At 38.4% G+C, this 15,756-nt stretch carries 16 protein-coding genes; 7 read left to right on the top strand and 9 right to left on the bottom strand.

Going from position 1 to position 15,756, the window contains the following annotated elements:
- Position 1: 1 nt before the first annotated feature.
- The 3 genes from J2S05_RS14795 to J2S05_RS14805 form a co-directional block, all read right to left on the bottom strand.
- The gene (locus J2S05_RS14795) at positions 2-148 is read right to left on the bottom strand and encodes a hypothetical protein (protein ID WP_306984092.1); all 147 of its coding nucleotides are present in this window, start codon (positions 146-148) and stop codon (positions 2-4) included.
- A 166-nt stretch (positions 149-314) separates the two neighbouring features.
- Positions 315-470, bottom strand: coding sequence for a sporulation histidine kinase inhibitor Sda (locus tag J2S05_RS14800; protein ID WP_306984094.1), 156 nt, complete (start codon positions 468-470; stop codon positions 315-317).
- Positions 471-499: 29 nt separating this feature from the next.
- Positions 500-1,678, bottom strand: coding sequence for a MalY/PatB family protein (locus J2S05_RS14805; RefSeq protein WP_306984096.1), 1,179 nt, complete (start codon positions 1,676-1,678; stop codon positions 500-502).
- Between the two features lie 232 nt (positions 1,679-1,910).
- On the opposite strand from J2S05_RS14805, the gene J2S05_RS14810 reads away from it, so the two are divergent.
- The 4 genes from J2S05_RS14810 (at position 1,911) to J2S05_RS14825 (ending at position 6,363) form a co-directional block, all read left to right on the top strand.
- Positions 1,911-3,356, top strand: a complete 1,446-nt coding sequence (locus tag J2S05_RS14810; protein ID WP_306984098.1) for a phospholipase D-like domain-containing protein — start codon at positions 1,911-1,913, stop codon at positions 3,354-3,356.
- Between the two features lie 116 nt (positions 3,357-3,472).
- A complete protein-coding gene (locus tag J2S05_RS14815; protein ID WP_306984100.1) occupies positions 3,473-5,026 on the top strand; it encodes an ABC-F family ATP-binding cassette domain-containing protein in 1,554 nt (517 codons plus the stop codon).
- Positions 5,027-5,057: 31 nt separating this feature from the next.
- The gene (locus J2S05_RS14820) at positions 5,058-5,678 is read left to right on the top strand and encodes a deoxynucleoside kinase (RefSeq protein ID WP_306984102.1); all 621 of its coding nucleotides are present in this window, start codon (positions 5,058-5,060) and stop codon (positions 5,676-5,678) included.
- Between the two features lie 16 nt (positions 5,679-5,694).
- Positions 5,695-6,363, top strand: coding sequence for a deoxynucleoside kinase (locus J2S05_RS14825; RefSeq protein ID WP_306984104.1), 669 nt, complete (start codon positions 5,695-5,697; stop codon positions 6,361-6,363).
- 339 nt (positions 6,364-6,702) lie between these two features.
- Here J2S05_RS14825 and J2S05_RS14830 read toward each other — a convergent pair whose 3' ends face one another.
- From J2S05_RS14830 to J2S05_RS14845, 4 genes are all read right to left on the bottom strand, one after another.
- Entirely contained in the window at positions 6,703-7,320 is a 618-nt protein-coding gene (locus J2S05_RS14830) for a restriction endonuclease (protein ID WP_306984106.1), read from the bottom strand.
- 66 nt (positions 7,321-7,386) lie between these two features.
- A complete protein-coding gene (locus J2S05_RS14835; protein ID WP_306984108.1) occupies positions 7,387-8,283 on the bottom strand; it encodes a glycine betaine ABC transporter substrate-binding protein in 897 nt (298 codons plus the stop codon).
- A 55-nt stretch (positions 8,284-8,338) separates the two neighbouring features.
- Positions 8,339-9,193, bottom strand: coding sequence for an ABC transporter permease (locus tag J2S05_RS14840; protein ID WP_306984110.1), 855 nt, complete (start codon positions 9,191-9,193; stop codon positions 8,339-8,341).
- Complete coding sequence (locus J2S05_RS14845) at positions 9,162-10,379, bottom strand: quaternary amine ABC transporter ATP-binding protein (RefSeq protein WP_306984112.1); 1,218 nt, start codon at positions 10,377-10,379, stop codon at positions 9,162-9,164. The genes J2S05_RS14840 and J2S05_RS14845 overlap by 32 nt, the downstream gene beginning before the upstream one ends.
- A gap of 253 nt (positions 10,380-10,632) precedes the next feature.
- Between J2S05_RS14845 and J2S05_RS14850 the strand changes: the two genes are divergently transcribed.
- Entirely contained in the window at positions 10,633-11,181 is a 549-nt protein-coding gene (locus J2S05_RS14850; RefSeq protein WP_306984114.1) for a GbsR/MarR family transcriptional regulator, read from the top strand.
- A 273-nt stretch (positions 11,182-11,454) separates the two neighbouring features.
- On the opposite strand, the gene J2S05_RS14855 is transcribed toward J2S05_RS14850, so the two are convergent.
- A complete protein-coding gene (locus J2S05_RS14855) occupies positions 11,455-12,105 on the bottom strand; it encodes a phosphatase PAP2 family protein (protein WP_306984116.1) in 651 nt (216 codons plus the stop codon).
- 158 nt (positions 12,106-12,263) lie between these two features.
- On the opposite strand from J2S05_RS14855, the gene J2S05_RS14860 reads away from it, so the two are divergent.
- Together J2S05_RS14860 and J2S05_RS14865 are read left to right on the top strand one after the other, a co-directional pair.
- A complete protein-coding gene (locus J2S05_RS14860; protein WP_306984118.1) occupies positions 12,264-13,826 on the top strand; it encodes a glycerophosphodiester phosphodiesterase in 1,563 nt (520 codons plus the stop codon).
- A 3-nt stretch (positions 13,827-13,829) separates the two neighbouring features.
- A complete protein-coding gene (locus J2S05_RS14865; RefSeq protein WP_306984119.1) occupies positions 13,830-13,994 on the top strand; it encodes a Fur-regulated basic protein FbpA in 165 nt (54 codons plus the stop codon).
- A 47-nt stretch (positions 13,995-14,041) separates the two neighbouring features.
- Here J2S05_RS14865 and J2S05_RS14870 read toward each other — a convergent pair whose 3' ends face one another.
- Positions 14,042-15,385 carry a 2-hydroxycarboxylate transporter family protein gene (locus J2S05_RS14870; protein ID WP_370873651.1) on the bottom strand — a complete coding sequence of 448 codons (1,344 nt, stop codon included), beginning with the start codon at positions 15,383-15,385 and terminating at the stop codon, positions 14,042-14,044.
- Between the last annotated feature and the right edge of the window lie 371 nt (positions 15,386-15,756).

Consider the following 15,756-nt stretch of genomic DNA (forward strand, 5'->3'; position numbering starts at 1 on the left):
GTTACGAGCTTTTTGCTCCTTTAAAGAAATTCTCGATTTGCTTTTGCTCAATCCACTTGATAAAGTCTTTCTCTGCTACTGTTAACTCTCTATCCAGCTTAGACGTACATTCATCGACCAACTCTTCATATAAATTGTTACATGTCATTAGTAAATGCCCCATTTCTACAAGAACTTAACAGCTAAGCATCGCGACTAAAGTGCGCCATCCTCTCCATCAACTTATTCACAAATGTGGACGATATGACTTTTTAATGAACATGGATCTTTTCATTCCGCATTCAACTTCCTGTCTCAACGTCATACTTATGTTTTTAAGTGGTTGAAGCTGCAAAATGTGAATCTAGCTTATGCTGTAAATTACGTTGTTCAAGCTCTTGATGTAGAAGCATAATAAAATCTTCACTCAAGCTAAGTTCTTTTGCTTTTACAAACGCCTCCACCAACATCTCATTATTTAAATTTTTCATTTGCCCTCCACACCACACACTCCTATTTTTTAGAATTGATGATTGTCATATGCATGTTTGATTTGATCAAGACCTTTTTGTAAAGTCTCTCGTGGACACGCCAAATTCAAACGCTCAAAATTCTCTCCTTCATCACCAAACATTGCACCATGATTTAGTGCAACCTTTGCCTCTTCAACCAACCATTGCTTTCGTTCATCTGCAGTTAACGGAATTTCACTAAAATCAAGCCAAAGCAGATAGGTTCCTTGAGGTTTAACTACTTTCACCTTAGGCATATGTGTCTGGATAAAATCTACTGTAAACTGATAATTGTGTTGGACATATTGCATTAACTCTTGGAGCCATTCTTCGCCTTCATTGTAAGCAACTTCTGTCGCAATTCCTGCAAAAGCATTTGGACTGTTCATAAATGTACTCTCCAAATACCTTCTTAGATCAAGACGAAGCTTCTTATTTTCAACCACAATGTAAGAGGCAATAATCCCTGCAAGATTAAATGTTTTTGTTGGAGCTAGGCATGTAAATGTGCGATCTGCCATATCCTCATTAATAGAAGCAAATGGGACATGCTTGTATCCATCAAATAATAGGTCTGCATGAATCTCATCAGAAACCACTAACAAATCATATTTCTTACAGATCGCAGCCAAATCCTCAAGTTCTTGTATTGTCCAAACACGTCCACCGGGATTATGCGGATGACAAAATACAAGCATTTTTGTTTTTTCTGAAATCGATTCTTCAAGCTGAGTAAGATCCATTTTGAATTGACCATTTTCATCTTGAAGAAGGGGATTTCTTAAAATTGTTCGATCATTCTGTTTAATTACGTCATAAAAGGGATAATACACCGGTGTTTGGATGATGACTTCGTCTCCAGGGTTGATAAAAGCCTTCACAAGATTACTAATAGTTGGCACAATACCAACAGTGTGAACAATTGAATTTGAATGAATTTCCCAATCATATCTACGGCTTGCCCAGTTGACAATGGATTCGTTCACAGAAGAAGAAGGTGTTATATATCCAAATACTCCTTGCTGTACTCTTTTGGTTAGTGCATCAAGAACAGGTTGAGGCGCTTTGAAATCCATATCTGCCACCCATAATGGAAGCAAATCACTTGCACCATAACGTGTTTCAACACCGTCCCATTTCAACGAATTTGTTCCTTTTCTATCAATTACTTCATCAAAACGATACATCTCGACACTCCTTCATTCTGTCTAACACATTCATCCATTGTTAGAGCCATCCATCTCTTTAATTCGATAAAACACTTGCAATTCCTTTCATTTCTTCAAAGCTTTCGTTCGACGAATTTCGGTATTCGGTTAGATTATGTTCATTCTACACATGCTTGTAATCAAAAATCAATTGTTTAGGACTTGTTTAATAAAGGAATGGTAAGGTCAGATAAACGAAAAGGAGCAGGTCATGAGCAAACATTTCTTTAGCAAAAGACATCTACTAGTCATCATTCCAATCTTATTTGTACTTATTTATGTAGGCACTATTATTTATGGTGTAAATCGACCTCTTCCTCACGAAGATCTATCCTACCAAAGTGAACTAAAACCAGTTATAGAACCAACTTTTCTAAAAGACTTAGCTTATGAGCAAGATCAGGAGCGAATGTTTGATGAGGAAATATTCACGTATATCAAAGAGATGATTCAAAGCGCTGATGACTTTGTCTTATTTGATATGTTTCTGTTTAACAATCTATATGCAGAAGAAGACAATTTCCCCGCATTAGCTAAAGAAATGTCGGACGAACTAATCAACAAGAAACAAAATGACCCACATGTTAACATTACCGTAATCACTGACCCTGTTAATACAATGTATAGTGCGATCTTTCCAGAACATCTTCAAAACCTAACCGATGCTGATATTCCAGTGATCATTAGTGATCTAGATACACTTCGAGACTCTAACCCGCTTTATTCAGGGATCTATAGAATGTTTTTTCAATGGGGTACGTTAGAATGGGTGGGCGGATTACCTAATCCATTAGGCTCAAACGGCGAGGACGTCACATTACATTCCTATCTCACCTCGTTAAATGGAAAAGCTAATCATCGTAAAGTGATCATTAGCGATGGCGAGGGGTTAATTAGCTCTGGTAACCCGCATGATGCGAGTGCTTATCATAATAATACAGCCATTGCTTTTAAAGGTGGTTTGGTTGATGATTTATTGATCACTGAAGAAGCCGTTGCGAATTATTCAGCCAATCAGTCTATCACCACAAATGATCCATCCTCTGAACCTTCAGATGAAGAGTCGGACGTATATGGGCAAATTTTAACGGAAAGTAAGATTCATGAGCGAGCTTTATCCATGATTAATGAAGCAGCAGAAGGAGATACCATTTGGATCGGTCTACTGTATTTGTCTGAATCGAACATTTGTGACGCCTTAGTTTACGCAGCCAATCGCAATGTATCTGTACAAATCATCCTAGATCAAAACATAGAATCATTTGGCAACAAAAAGATTGGTCTACCTAATAAACCTGTCGCTTATCAATTATTAGATCAAACAGACGATAATCTTCAAATTCGTTGGTATGAATCAGATAAGGAACAGTATCACCCGAAGTTACTTTTTCTTGATTCTGATGATTCAGCTCAGATTCTAAGCGGATCTGCCAATTTTACACGTCGAAATCTTGAAGATCTTAATTTGGAAACAAACATTTACCTATCAGCAGAACCAGATGCAGAAATCGCTAACGACATTCGAACGTATTTTGAACGAATCTGGTCAAATGAAGATGGCATTTACACAGCCGATTATGAGACACATAAGGATGAATCTTTATGGCTAAGAGCTATCTTTACGGTACAAAAACTTACGAAGCTTTCAACATTTTAACCTCATGTAAGCAGGATGCAGAAACACTGTATTCTGCTTTTTTGCTGCTCTCTGACATCTAGTAATGAGTGTGATAAACTAGGATGTAAAGATTGTAGCAAAGAAGGGTGTTAAAGATGAGTGTTTTATCTGTTAGTAAACTAAGCCATGGGTTTGGTGATCGTGCTATTTTTCAAGACGTTTCTTTTCGATTATTAAAAGGAGAGCATATTGGTTTAATTGGTGCGAATGGTGAAGGAAAATCATCCTTCATGAATATTATTACCGGCAAACTGATGCCAGATGAAGGTAAGGTTGAATGGTCCAAAAATGTTCGTATCGGCTATTTAGATCAACATACCAATTTACAAAAAGGACAAACCATGAGAGATGTGCTGAAAGGCGCATTTAAGTATCTTTTTGATATGGAAGCTGATATGAACGCCCTATATGAAAAAATGGGTGAGGTCGATGCTGAACAACTCGAAAAGCTATTAGAAGAAGTTGGTGTCATCCAAGATACACTGACAAATAACGACTTTTATATTGTCGATACAAAAGTGGACGAGATTGCCCGCGGACTTGGATTGGAAGAAATTGGACTCGACAAAGATGTAACAGATTTAAGTGGAGGACAACGAACAAAGGTTTTATTAGCTAAGCTCCTACTTGAGAAACCAGATATCCTACTTCTCGATGAGCCAACAAACTATCTTGATGAACAACATATTAACTGGCTAACAAGATATTTGCAGGACTATGAAAATGCCTTTATTCTTATTTCTCATGATATACCTTTCTTAAATCGTGTTGTTAATTTGATCTATCATATGGAAAACCAGGAACTAAACCGCTATGTAGGGGATTATGAACATTTTCTTGAAGTACATGAGATGAAAAAACAACAACTCGAGTCTGCCTTTAAAAGACAGCAACAAGAGATTTCTCAACTAAAAGATTTTGTAGCACGAAACAAAGCTCGTGTATCTACTCGAAATATGGCCATGTCCCGTCAGAAAAAGCTAGATAAGATGGACGTCATTGAACTTGCGAAAGAAAAACCAAAACCAGATTTTCATTTCCATACTGCACGTACACCTTCTAAATATATATTTGAGGCAAAAGACTTAGTTATTGGTTATGACGAACCATTAACAAGACCCTTAGATCTCGAGTTAATACGCAATTCAAAGATTGCCTTAACAGGTGCGAATGGTATTGGTAAAACAACCTTATTAAAGAGTCTACTAAGATTAATTGAGCCTCTTTCTGGAAATGTCATTAGAGGTGATTACCAAGAAGTCGGTTACTTTGAACAAGAGGTAAAGGATTCAAATAAGACATGTATCGAGGAAATATGGGACACATTCCCATCATTTACTCAGCAAGAAGTACGTTCTGCATTAGCTAGATGTGGCCTCACGACTAAACATATCGAGAGCAAAATTATGGTGTTGAGTGGTGGAGAGAAAGCAAAAGTACGTCTTTGCAAGCTAATGAACAGTCAAACGAACATTCTTATATTGGATGAGCCAACCAATCACCTTGATGTTGATGCAAAAGCAGAATTAAAAAGAGCCCTACAAGAGTACAAAGGAACGGTTTTATTAATCTGCCACGAACCTGAGTTTTATGAAGGATTGGTCACAGACATATGGAACTGTGAAGATTGGACCACAAAAGTCATCTAAGATTATATACCAAGTTATAAGGGGAAATAAGATGTCTGAACATACACCGTTTATCGTAGTTGAAGGACCCATTGGGGTGGGTAAAACCACCCTAACAAAATTACTTGCTGCTGAGTTTGGCTTTGCCAGTCTCACTGAGATTGTGGAAGAGAATCCATTCCTCGGCAAGTTTTATGAAAACATCGAGGAATGGAGCTTTCAAACTGAAATGTTCTTCCTCTGTAATCGCTATAAACAGCTGGAGGATACCGCCAAAAAACTACAGGTTGGTGTACCCGTTGTAGCCGATTATCATATTTTTAAAAACTTAATTTTTGCTCGACGTACGTTGCCGGCTGAGCAGTTGGATAAGTATATCCGAATCTATAATATTTTAACGGAGGAAGTGCCTGAACCTACAGTCATTGTTTATATTCATGCTAGTCTTTCTACTTTATTAAAACGTATTAATCAACGTGGGCGAAGTATTGAACAGCATATTGATCCTGAATATCTACAACAGCTTATTTTTGATTATGAAGATGCCATCTCTTCCATGGCTGCAATGTATCCTCATGTACCGATTGTTAAAATAGATGGAGATCAATACGATTATGTTGAAAAAACTGAGGATCTTGAGTACATATATCATTTAATTCGAGAGATTTCATAATAAGGAGCTCACCACATTGAACTTACGAGAGAAATATAACATCCCTGATCATGCATTAATCACCGTTGCTGGTACCGTTGGAGTCGGTAAATCTACATTAACCAAAGCATTGGCTTCTGAATTAGGGTTTCGCACTTCCTATGAGCAAGTGGATAATAACCCATATTTGGACAAGTTCTATGCTGATTTTGAACGCTGGAGCTTTCATCTACAAATCTATTTTTTAGCGGAACGATTTAAAGAGCAGAAGCTTATGTTTGAAGCTGGTGGAAACTTTATTCAAGATCGCTCTATTTATGAAGACACAGGTATTTTTGCCAAGATGCATGCAGATAAAGGCACAATGTCTGGGGTCGATTATGCTACGTATAAGAGTCTGTTTGACGCGATGGTCATGACTCCCTATTTCCCACATCCAAATTTGTTAATATACTTAGATGGTAGCCTAGAAGATATCTTGAGTCGAATTCAACTTCGAGGACGGGAAATGGAAAAGCAGACCCCACTTTCCTATTGGGAAGAGATGTACGGACGCTACCAGAAATGGATTGCTGAGTTTGATGCCTGTCCGGTTCTAAAGATAAACATCAATGAGTATGACCTTTTACAGGATCAACAGTCATTGGAACCTATTATCGCGAAAATTGGCGATAAGATTAGTCGTCCTGGAGCTTTGTCTAATTAAGAGCAATGTGTAGTTTGTAGCCAGTAATAAGTGTTCTGGCCTCGCTACCGGTATGGGGGCACGCTTTCCGCAGGCGGGCGTGGAACTAACCGGCTATGCCGGTGGATTTCCACCTGCCCTTTCCTCCTGCTGGAGTCGGACTCCCATCCCGTCCGCTGAGATAGAGCATAGTTAGAAGACATTGGAATAGAAAAAACACCTTCAAACGTTTAGAGAGCCACTACAGTATTAATCTTTAGTGGCTTTCTGTGTGTTTAAAAGGTGGGGTTTTTTTGATCAATTGATTTTTATGAACAAGTTGAATGTTTATGCTCCTACTTTCTTCATTATATGTACTTTTTATTTTTTATAGAAATACTCTCCGGCTTCAATTCTGCTCCTTGAGGTGTGCACTGCTTCAAGCATTCCTTCTTGTTTTGTCATCTCTGGTAATTGAGGGTTGTCAACAACGTCGCGTGCTTTTTCCATTTTTCCATGCTTACAAAACTTCAGGATTTCCTCAAGTTCTTCTCTCATAAGAAAGCTTACATCTGTTGCTCCTGCCAGTTTCCAACAAGAGTCTGTGACGTCTTCAGCGGAGGTAATAATTAGCGCTGCGTCTGCTTGATAGTAAGATTTAGCAGCGAATATTTCCTGAACAGAAGTCAAACCTAATTTTGCTTGGTATCGTTTGGCTTGTACTATGATCTTACTCCCCTGCTCGTTTATGAATAACAAATCTGCTCCATAGTCACGGCTTTTCTTCGTTAGATAGGTTTCATACCCTATGGCAGTGAACAAAACCTGCAAATAGTCTTCAAAGTCATGACCTGACATAGCATCTATATCCTTTAACGTAATCTTTGCAACATCGTATCTTTTTTTCTTTTTTAGACGTAGAACCAGCCAGACAAGACCGCCCACTACTAGTATACTTACGATAAAAATCCAAGCTCCATTGCCTTCACCAAACAGCATAACCTATTTCCTTCCTTAAAAAAGAGTGCATAGCCTGATGGCTAGCACTCTTTAGTATAAAGCTTTTTATTCTGATTTCAAATCTTCGATTGAATCAATATCCATATATTCTGGAACAACTAATCCGGTTTTTGCACCTTCAAAGTTAACTCCAAGATCTACGATTTGATCTTTATAATCTTCATAGAACGCTTCATGTGTTAGTGGCAACCAACCAGCAACCATTGCATCTTGCTCACCCTCGGCAATAGCAGTCCACATGTACGCACTTTCCATTGGAGAAATTTCTACTTCATATCCGATTGACTCAAGTACTGTTTTCACAACGTTTGTCGAAGCAATTTCAGAGTCCCATGAAACATATGCAAGAGAGACACTCTCACCATTCACTTGATCGACTCCATCAGTCCACTCAGAAACAACGTCCGAATGACCATCGACCCAATCAGCAGCGGCTTCTTCAGGATCCGTACCATCTTGGATAGCAACCATTACTTCATTCATATCATCTTCTGTCCAGTAGAAGTTATCTAAAACCATGTTAGCTTCTGGAGCATCGTCTTCTAATCCTTCACGCGTGAATGTATGAATATTCTCAGCATCTCCATAAATACCTTCTGGATCATCTAAATACTTCAAATCATACGTACCAAATTTCCAATGTGGTGTCCAACCAGTTACTACAATTGCCTCTTCGTTAGCGATAGCATTAGCTAGAGCTTCAGTCATAGCAGCACCTGAGCTTACTTGTAGCGGAAGATCTAAATCGTAAGCTTCGATTGCTCTTTCAGTTGCAGCCATGATACCTGCTCCACCATCAATACCAGTGATTTCATTTAGATCAGACACATCAGCAGCACTACCACCTTCTGCATCTCCATCGTTACTGTCTCCACAAGCTGCAAGTGCTAGAACAGACGTTAAACCAATTGCAAGTCCTAACTTTTTAGGGTCCATTTTCATAATTGTACCTCTCCTTTTATCTTTATATATATTTTAATCAATTCCGAAGAATAAATTAATGTCCTTGATTACCATTGTTGTTAAACACCTGAGTTAAACGGTCAAGAACGATAGCTACGATAACAATGGCAAGACCTGTTTCAAAACCAATACCGACATTATTTTGTCCAACAGCTGTATACACAGACTGACCAAGACCACGTGCTCCAATCATAGCAGCAATAACGACCATTGATAGAGCAAGCATTATACTTTGGTTTACACCAGCCATAATCGTGCCTCGAGCCATCGGTAATTCAACCTTAAATAGTTTTTGTGAACCAGTAGATCCAAACGCATCTGCTGCTTCAACTAATTCAGTTGATACTTGGCGAATTCCTAAATTAGTAAGACGAACCGTTGGTGGCATTGCAAAAATAACGGATGCAACAACCCCTGGTACCATTCCAACTCCGAAGAAAGCAACAGCAGGAATTAAGTATACAAATGCAGGCATCGTCTGCATAAAATCAAGGATCGGCTTGAAAATACTTTCGACAATTGAACTTTTTGCCATCCAAATACCTACGGGAATTCCTACAATAATTGATATAAGTCCAGCTGTTAATACAAGTGATAACGTATCAATCATTTGACTCCAATATTGAAGATTATCTATTAACAGTAATCCAATTAATACAAATAATGCGAGACCCCATTTTTTCTTATGAAGCAAAAATGTACCTACTGTAATAAGAATAATAAGTAGCCAAGATGGAGGTAAGGCTAATAACCAGCCAATTCCATCTACAGTCATCCCAATTAAGTTACGGATTCCAGTAAAAATAGCATTAAAAACACCATTTCCTTTAATCCAATCAACGATCCAATCAATCCAATCAGACAGGGGTAGACGTGGTAGTATATCCATCAAAATCAACCTCACTTCCAGACAGAGCTCCTAGGACAGCTCCTCTAACAATAATTCCGCGTAATTTATTATCACTTACAACTGCGAGTGGCACAGGGCTTGTTGATACCTGCTCAAATAGATCAGAAAGCGTGGTTTCTGGTGTCACCCTAGCAATATCGTTTTTAACAATCGATTCAATTGAAGTTTCACCTGTTTTAATAAGATCTGCCACTTCTTTCGCATGAACAATTCCTACTAGTTCTTTGTTACGTCTTGTAACAAAGATACTTGAAATTCCAGCATCCTTCATACGCTGCAAGGCAACACGTGGTCCGTCCTTCTCAAAGTTCACAGTCTCTGGGCGAATCATCACATTCTCCGCTGTAAATACTTTAGAGCGATCGACGTCCTCAACGAATTTCTCTACGTAATCATTCTCTGGATTTGTAAGTATATCTTCAGGTGAACCGATTTGAACAACCGCTCCATCCTTCATAATCATAATGCGATCACCAATGCGTAACGCTTCATCTAAATCATGTGTAATAAAGATGATGGTTTTCTTCATGGTTTCTTGAAGATCAAGAAGTTCATCTTGCATATCTTTACGAATTAATGGATCAAGTGCTGAGAATGCTTCATCCATCAATAGAACATCCGGGTCATTAGCTAGTGCTCTTGCTAATCCAACACGCTGCTGCATCCCACCAGAAAGTTGACTTGGGTAACTGGCTTCATACCCTTTAAGTCCAACTAAATTTAAAGATGTTGTAGCTGTCTCTCTTCTTTTTCCTTTAGGTACACCTTGAATTTCAAGACCGTACTCTACATTTTCAAGAATGGTGCGGTTCGGGAATAAACCGAACTTTTGGAACACCATACTCATTTTCTTACGTCTTGCTTCACGGAGTTTCTTATCATCCATTGTTGCAAGATCGTCCCCATCAATCATGACACTACCTGTAGTTGGCTCAATCAATCGATTCAATAAACGAACGATCGTTGACTTCCCACTACCTGATAGGCCCATGATTACAAATATTTCACCGTCTTGTACTTCAAAGCTTGCTTGGTTAACACCGACTGTCATTCCTGTTTCTTTCAGTATGTCATCCTTACTTTTCTTCTCTGCAAGTAAGTCCAAGGCACGTTTTGGCTTCTTTCCAAAGACTTTTGTCAGTCCTTCAACTTTAATCTTCGCCACAGACTATTCACCTCTTTGTCATCGTCCTGTAATATTCAACTCTCTAACTATACATTTTTAATTTATATAGAGCAATTTTGATATATTGGACGTATTGATTGTATTTTATGTACAGTTTAAACTGTACGCAATAAAAGTTGGTAATCCTTTCATATCCTCCTTATTCCTCTGTTATCGTCTTACATTAATCAGTTCTTCCGCCTCATATTATCTGCTACACTTTAGTATGAGTAAGATAAGGGGGGCACGAAACATGGTAAAACGTCCGTCAGAAACATGTGATCAGATTAAACAAACACGTGAGAATTTCATCCATGAGCTTTCACAGAACATGCACCTATACGGTATATCTGAATCCATCGGCCGTTTATATGGTACAGTCTTGTTTGCTGATCATCCAATGACATTAGATGAAATGAGCCAGTCGCTTGGTATGAGCAAAACCAGCATGAGCACTGGAATCAGAGTACTTATGGAAGCAAATATGGTAGATAAAGCATGGCAAAAGGGCGTTCGTAAAGACCTTTATCAACCGGTTGATGATTGGTACAAATCATTCTCAACTGTGTTTGTGAAGAGATGGAAAACATCTGTAGAGAATAATCTTCAAGCCGTGCATCAGATGAGGGCTGCTCTTCATGAAATAGAACAAGTGAATGAATCAGAAGACCAAGATAGCTTGGATACACTAGCAGGAGATTTAGAAAAACTTCAACATGCCGAGAACTACTATAATTGGTTAGCTGAGGTCACTGAAATATTCGAGAGCGGCAAAATCTTTGACTTAATTCCAAAGAAATAACCTAAGACATAAGAACGTTCTACAACATGAGTCAAATTACTCAGTTAATATACCCTCTCACAAAAAAAATAAACAACACGATTTCAAATTTGTCGAAATCGCGTTGTTTTTTTTGAATATAGGAATCTTACTAAATGATCTAACCGTTGATGTACCTCCGAGATACCCTCTACTGATAGCCTATCCGTTATCAACATGTCGACACTCAGTAAATGAATAAATGATTAGGTAGATACGTTTAGTTAATTGGAAATTTTATCTATAAACAAAAGATTAAGTAGAACCTGTCTCTCCCTTATTCATTTGACCCAATATTTTATCATTTATTACGATTGCAACCACTACCCAGGTAAAACTGAACAATACTCCACCGACGATATCTGTAAAGAAGTGTACCCCTAAATACATTCTGCTAATACCCATCAGGATCACTAAGATACTTGCAGCGACTATCAGACTCAAACGTGCTGCACCTGCTCTCATATTTTTGCAAAGTAAATAGATACATAAGCCACATAGAGAGACAGCAGCCATCGTGTGGCCACTTGGAAAGCTGAACCCTGGTTGATCTAATAGATAGTTTATATCAGGCCTTGATCTGTTAATGAGTTGTTTAGCCACAACATTTAAAATAGCTGTGCCTCCCATAACTAAAGCGGGTAAAAGCGCAGCCTTTATCCTTTTTTCTTTGTACACTAAAAAGAGCATCAGACACAATGTGAGAACAGCCATGACACGAGTTCCACCGACCCAGGCTAATAAAAGCATAAACTCTGTCATCCAATCATTTCGAAGAGACGGAACCCCCTCAACAACATATACATCAATCGCTTGTAAGTAATACGAATTATATGTAAAAGAAAGAAATATAAAAAGACAAAATGTACTTAAACTTAGCCATAACCAGTTTCTTTTGTGATTCATTCTTATCCCCTCTTCATTCAATACAATGAGCTAATTCTACATAGTTTGACCGCGTTTGACAAACCTTTTTATTAGTAAAATTAATTATGTTTCTTATACAAATAATTAGGGTAATAATAAGTGAAGTATGAACATCAACGGAAGCTGGGGTAATAAAAATGTTTCAGAAGAAGAGGGCAAAAATCTCGCGTTTTGAAGAAAATAAGCCACGCCCCATTATTCAACTCAATGAAATTGAGAAACTTCCATCCACAAAAGCTCTGTCCTCAGGAATCTTACTGTCTTGGGATATAGTTCAAGAATTAACTCTTGAACATATACACCAATTGATGACTACTACTTGCACCATTGTCTTTCATATAGAGAATGAAGAACGCTTTCGGTTCATCCATGAAAGCTTGATTTCTCATCAATACTCTAAAATAGCCATTATTTCATCCGATCGCTTGATCTTAAGAGAAGCACGTAACCAACTCCCTTTGTGCGAGCCTATCCTACAAATAAATGAATATAGTTGGAATACAAATGAATTCATTGCCTATGTAAACGTTGAAGGTATTCGAACGGTGTGGCTTCAACCAGATCATGCTGTAGCGCTCTCGAAACGATTACACAAACATGCTATTTCTGTGTGGAGCCATGGAGAGAATGCTCGAGATATGCACCGGTTACATGTTGCAGGTGTTGATGCTATCACATGTCCAATTGAACATGATAGTGCTCAATTGTTTGATGCCTACCAACGTCTTCATCTACTGGAACGACCGGTTTTTGTAGCACATCGTGGGGCCCCTCAGCTTGATGCAGAAAATACGTTAGCTGCTTTCGAGAAAGCGGTGGAACTTGGGGCAGACGTTTTAGAAACCGACATACGTGAAACCAAGGATAAGAAGCTGATCCTTTTTCATGACCCAGATATTAACCGAACCACCTCAAAAAAAGGATTCGTGTCATCCTATACACTTAATCAGTTAAAGGATATTCATCCTGTTGTTGAGTTAGAGACCTTTCTTAAGCACTATCAACACTCACCGCAGCTTTTGTTGATTGAGATTAAAGAAAGACACACCGTACTGCCAATTGTGCGAATGGTTGAATCTCTACAAATGGAGCAACGAGTACATATACAAAGCTTTGATCCAGTATCTCTAACAAACGTTCAAACCTTGAATCGATCCATCGGTATTAGCCTACTTTATACACACAATAAATGGTCTAAGAATCAGTTATCCCAGGCTAAAGTAAAACAAACCCTGAAACACACACAAGCCTCCTTGAATGTAAAAATGCGCAGAGTACCAAGACGCCTTAACATGAATGACTCAAGTGTTCATTTGCGAATGTTTACCTGGACTTTAACCACCAAGAAAGAGCTATACATGTATTGGTCCTTAGGTTTTTCTGGCTTAATTACGGATTGCATTCAGCATATTAAAAACGTTCCACTAGAACTTGAGGCTCAGGATTTGCCGATACTGAACAAGAATCCACTACACTTGCCCAATCAAGCAGTTGCTTGCTATGCAGACGGATCAAAAAGATTGGTAGAAGTCAGCTGGTTGGTTCAGTATGAGAATCAATTGATTAATCTTACGGATGAGTTTAAACAACAGGAAAGTGTGGATGTATGTTGCATTCACCAGTTTAACTTTAACGGAAAAAAACGAAGTATTCTATCAGATCTGACCACAATACATGACAAAAATAAAATAGAGAGGTGACTTATGAACAAGTTTTCTTCTGAACCAGATCGCAGAGATCACCTAATCTCTCGAATCATTGAATTAGGTGTCTTCAAATTAAAAAATCGCCATCTGTTTGAACTAAGTATGGCTGAGATTGATCACTTATATCACAGTTTAATGAATGATAAGAAACAACAAACCTAAAAAAGAGATCAATGACAATGTCATTGATCTCTTTTTTCTTTTCATACTTATCCTACAAAAAATCTCATAAGGAGTGTGGCACCAATAACGGTTGCAGCTCCACCAAGACGTGTTGAGATTTGAGCAAATGGCATAAGACCCATGCGATTTGATGCTGAAAGAATGGCAACATCACCAGTTCCACCTAAACCACTGTGACAACCCGTTACAATAGCGGCTTCAATTGGGTACATGTTCATAAGCTTACCTACAAAGAAACCACAACCAACCATTGCAAGGACAACGGACGCACAGATAATAACGTAAGAAATAGAGAATACAGCTGCTACACTTTCCAATGGAATAAACATAATTCCTAGTCCAACCATTAATGGCCAAGTAAATGATGATGAAACGAACTTATAAAGCTGATGTGAACCAAGCTCCATTTGAGCTGGCATAATGTTAAGGACTTTTACAAGTGCGGCCAATACAATCATAAGAACAGCACCAGAGATTCCTACCCAGCCTTCAAGAACCCCACCAAAGATAAAGAATGTACATGCTACTAGCACACCGGCACCCATCAGACGGAAATCTACAGGAGCCTCTTTTTGTTTTTCTGTAAAGACATCATTCGCACCTTTTGCACGAACTAGTACGCCATTACCATTAAGGTCAGGGCGTTTTTCCCCAAGCTTTTTCATCATTCCTGCACAAATGATCGCAACAATGTTCCCAATAATAGCTGCTGGCACTAATTGAGCAAGAAGTTCTGTTGAAGGTTGATCAATCATCGTTGCATATGAGATAGAAAGCGGAAGAATTCCTTCGCCAATTCCACCTGAAATGATGGGTACAATAATAAAGAAGAATGTATGATATAACTCATATCCAAATAGTGAACCTACAATAAGTCCGGCAGCAATTGCACTAAGTGTACCTGCTACAAGTGGAATAAACATTCTGGCAAAGCCTTGAAGAAGAACCACACGACTCATACCTAAGATACTACCTACTACAAGAACAGCAATGTAGGCATATAAGAAGTTGGATGTACTCATTAATGTATCAACTGCATCAATAGCAGGTGCGTTAAACCATCCTAAAAATACTGCGACTGAAGGCAATAGTAAGGATAAGATAGCCGGTCCACCGATATCTTTAAGAATAGGCGTTTTTAGTCCTATATCTCCAAGCAGCATTCCAATAACCATAATGACGGCGAATCCACCAATCATATCGCTTGGAAGCTCATTAAAATAAGCAGCTAAAAATACGGCTGCAGCAATAAAAATATACAAAGGTAATGGTAGAACTCCTACCTTAATCTCCATAATTTTTGCCCAGATGCCGTTGTTGTTAGGATCTTGGTTGTTCATATTACTCACGTTTTCACTCGGCATAGCCATGTTACTAAACACCTCCGGTTAATATAGTTTCAGTGTAAGCGCCACCAGTTAGTTTGTCGTTTTTTCTTAGTATTTTAACCTTTTAATAAATAATTTAATTAAGAATTCGACAGTTAAAATTAACCAAAAGCCCTTCTCACTTGGAGAAAGGCTTAAAATTAATAAGAAACTTTTGGGTGGATATAAGTCGCTCTCGGGACGGGCGGCACGCTTTCCGAGGGAGGGCGTTGAACTAACCTGGCTATGCCAGTGTATTTCAACCCTGCCCTTTTTCTCCCTTCGGAGTCGGCCACCCGTCCCGTCCGCTAAATAAGAGGGAAGAAGTTTATTAATAATTAAAATTGCTATTAAAAATAAGTACATAAAAAAAG

It is taken from the genome of Alkalicoccobacillus murimartini (assembly GCF_030813245.1).
Taxonomy (GTDB): domain Bacteria; phylum Bacillota; class Bacilli; order Bacillales; family Bacillaceae_D; genus Alkalicoccobacillus; species Alkalicoccobacillus murimartini.

Excerpts from the sequence above, each read along its gene's own strand:
- J2S05_RS14795 (WP_306984092.1), bottom strand. The coding sequence starts at position 148 with ATGACATGTAACAATTTATATGAAGAGTTGGTCGATGAATGTACGTCT.
- J2S05_RS14800 (WP_306984094.1), bottom strand. The coding sequence starts at position 470 with ATGAAAAATTTAAATAATGAGATGTTGGTGGAGGCGTTTGTAAAAGCA.
- J2S05_RS14805 (WP_306984096.1), bottom strand. The coding sequence starts at position 1,678 with ATGTATCGTTTTGATGAAGTAATTGATAGAAAAGGAACAAATTCGTTG.
- J2S05_RS14810 (WP_306984098.1), top strand. The coding sequence starts at position 1,911 with ATGAGCAAACATTTCTTTAGCAAAAGACATCTACTAGTCATCATTCCA.
- J2S05_RS14815 (WP_306984100.1), top strand. The coding sequence starts at position 3,473 with ATGAGTGTTTTATCTGTTAGTAAACTAAGCCATGGGTTTGGTGATCGT.
- J2S05_RS14820 (WP_306984102.1), top strand. The coding sequence starts at position 5,058 with ATGTCTGAACATACACCGTTTATCGTAGTTGAAGGACCCATTGGGGTG.
- J2S05_RS14830 (WP_306984106.1), bottom strand. The coding sequence starts at position 7,320 with ATGCTGTTTGGTGAAGGCAATGGAGCTTGGATTTTTATCGTAAGTATA.
- J2S05_RS14835 (WP_306984108.1), bottom strand. The coding sequence starts at position 8,283 with ATGAAAATGGACCCTAAAAAGTTAGGACTTGCAATTGGTTTAACGTCT.
- J2S05_RS14840 (WP_306984110.1), bottom strand. The coding sequence starts at position 9,193 with ATGGATATACTACCACGTCTACCCCTGTCTGATTGGATTGATTGGATC.
- J2S05_RS14850 (WP_306984114.1), top strand. The coding sequence starts at position 10,633 with ATGGTAAAACGTCCGTCAGAAACATGTGATCAGATTAAACAAACACGT.
- J2S05_RS14855 (WP_306984116.1), bottom strand. The coding sequence starts at position 12,105 with ATGAATCACAAAAGAAACTGGTTATGGCTAAGTTTAAGTACATTTTGT.
- J2S05_RS14860 (WP_306984118.1), top strand. The coding sequence starts at position 12,264 with ATGTTTCAGAAGAAGAGGGCAAAAATCTCGCGTTTTGAAGAAAATAAG.
- J2S05_RS14865 (WP_306984119.1), top strand. The coding sequence starts at position 13,830 with ATGAACAAGTTTTCTTCTGAACCAGATCGCAGAGATCACCTAATCTCT.
- J2S05_RS14870 (WP_370873651.1), bottom strand. The coding sequence starts at position 15,385 with ATGGCTATGCCGAGTGAAAACGTGAGTAATATGAACAACCAAGATCCT.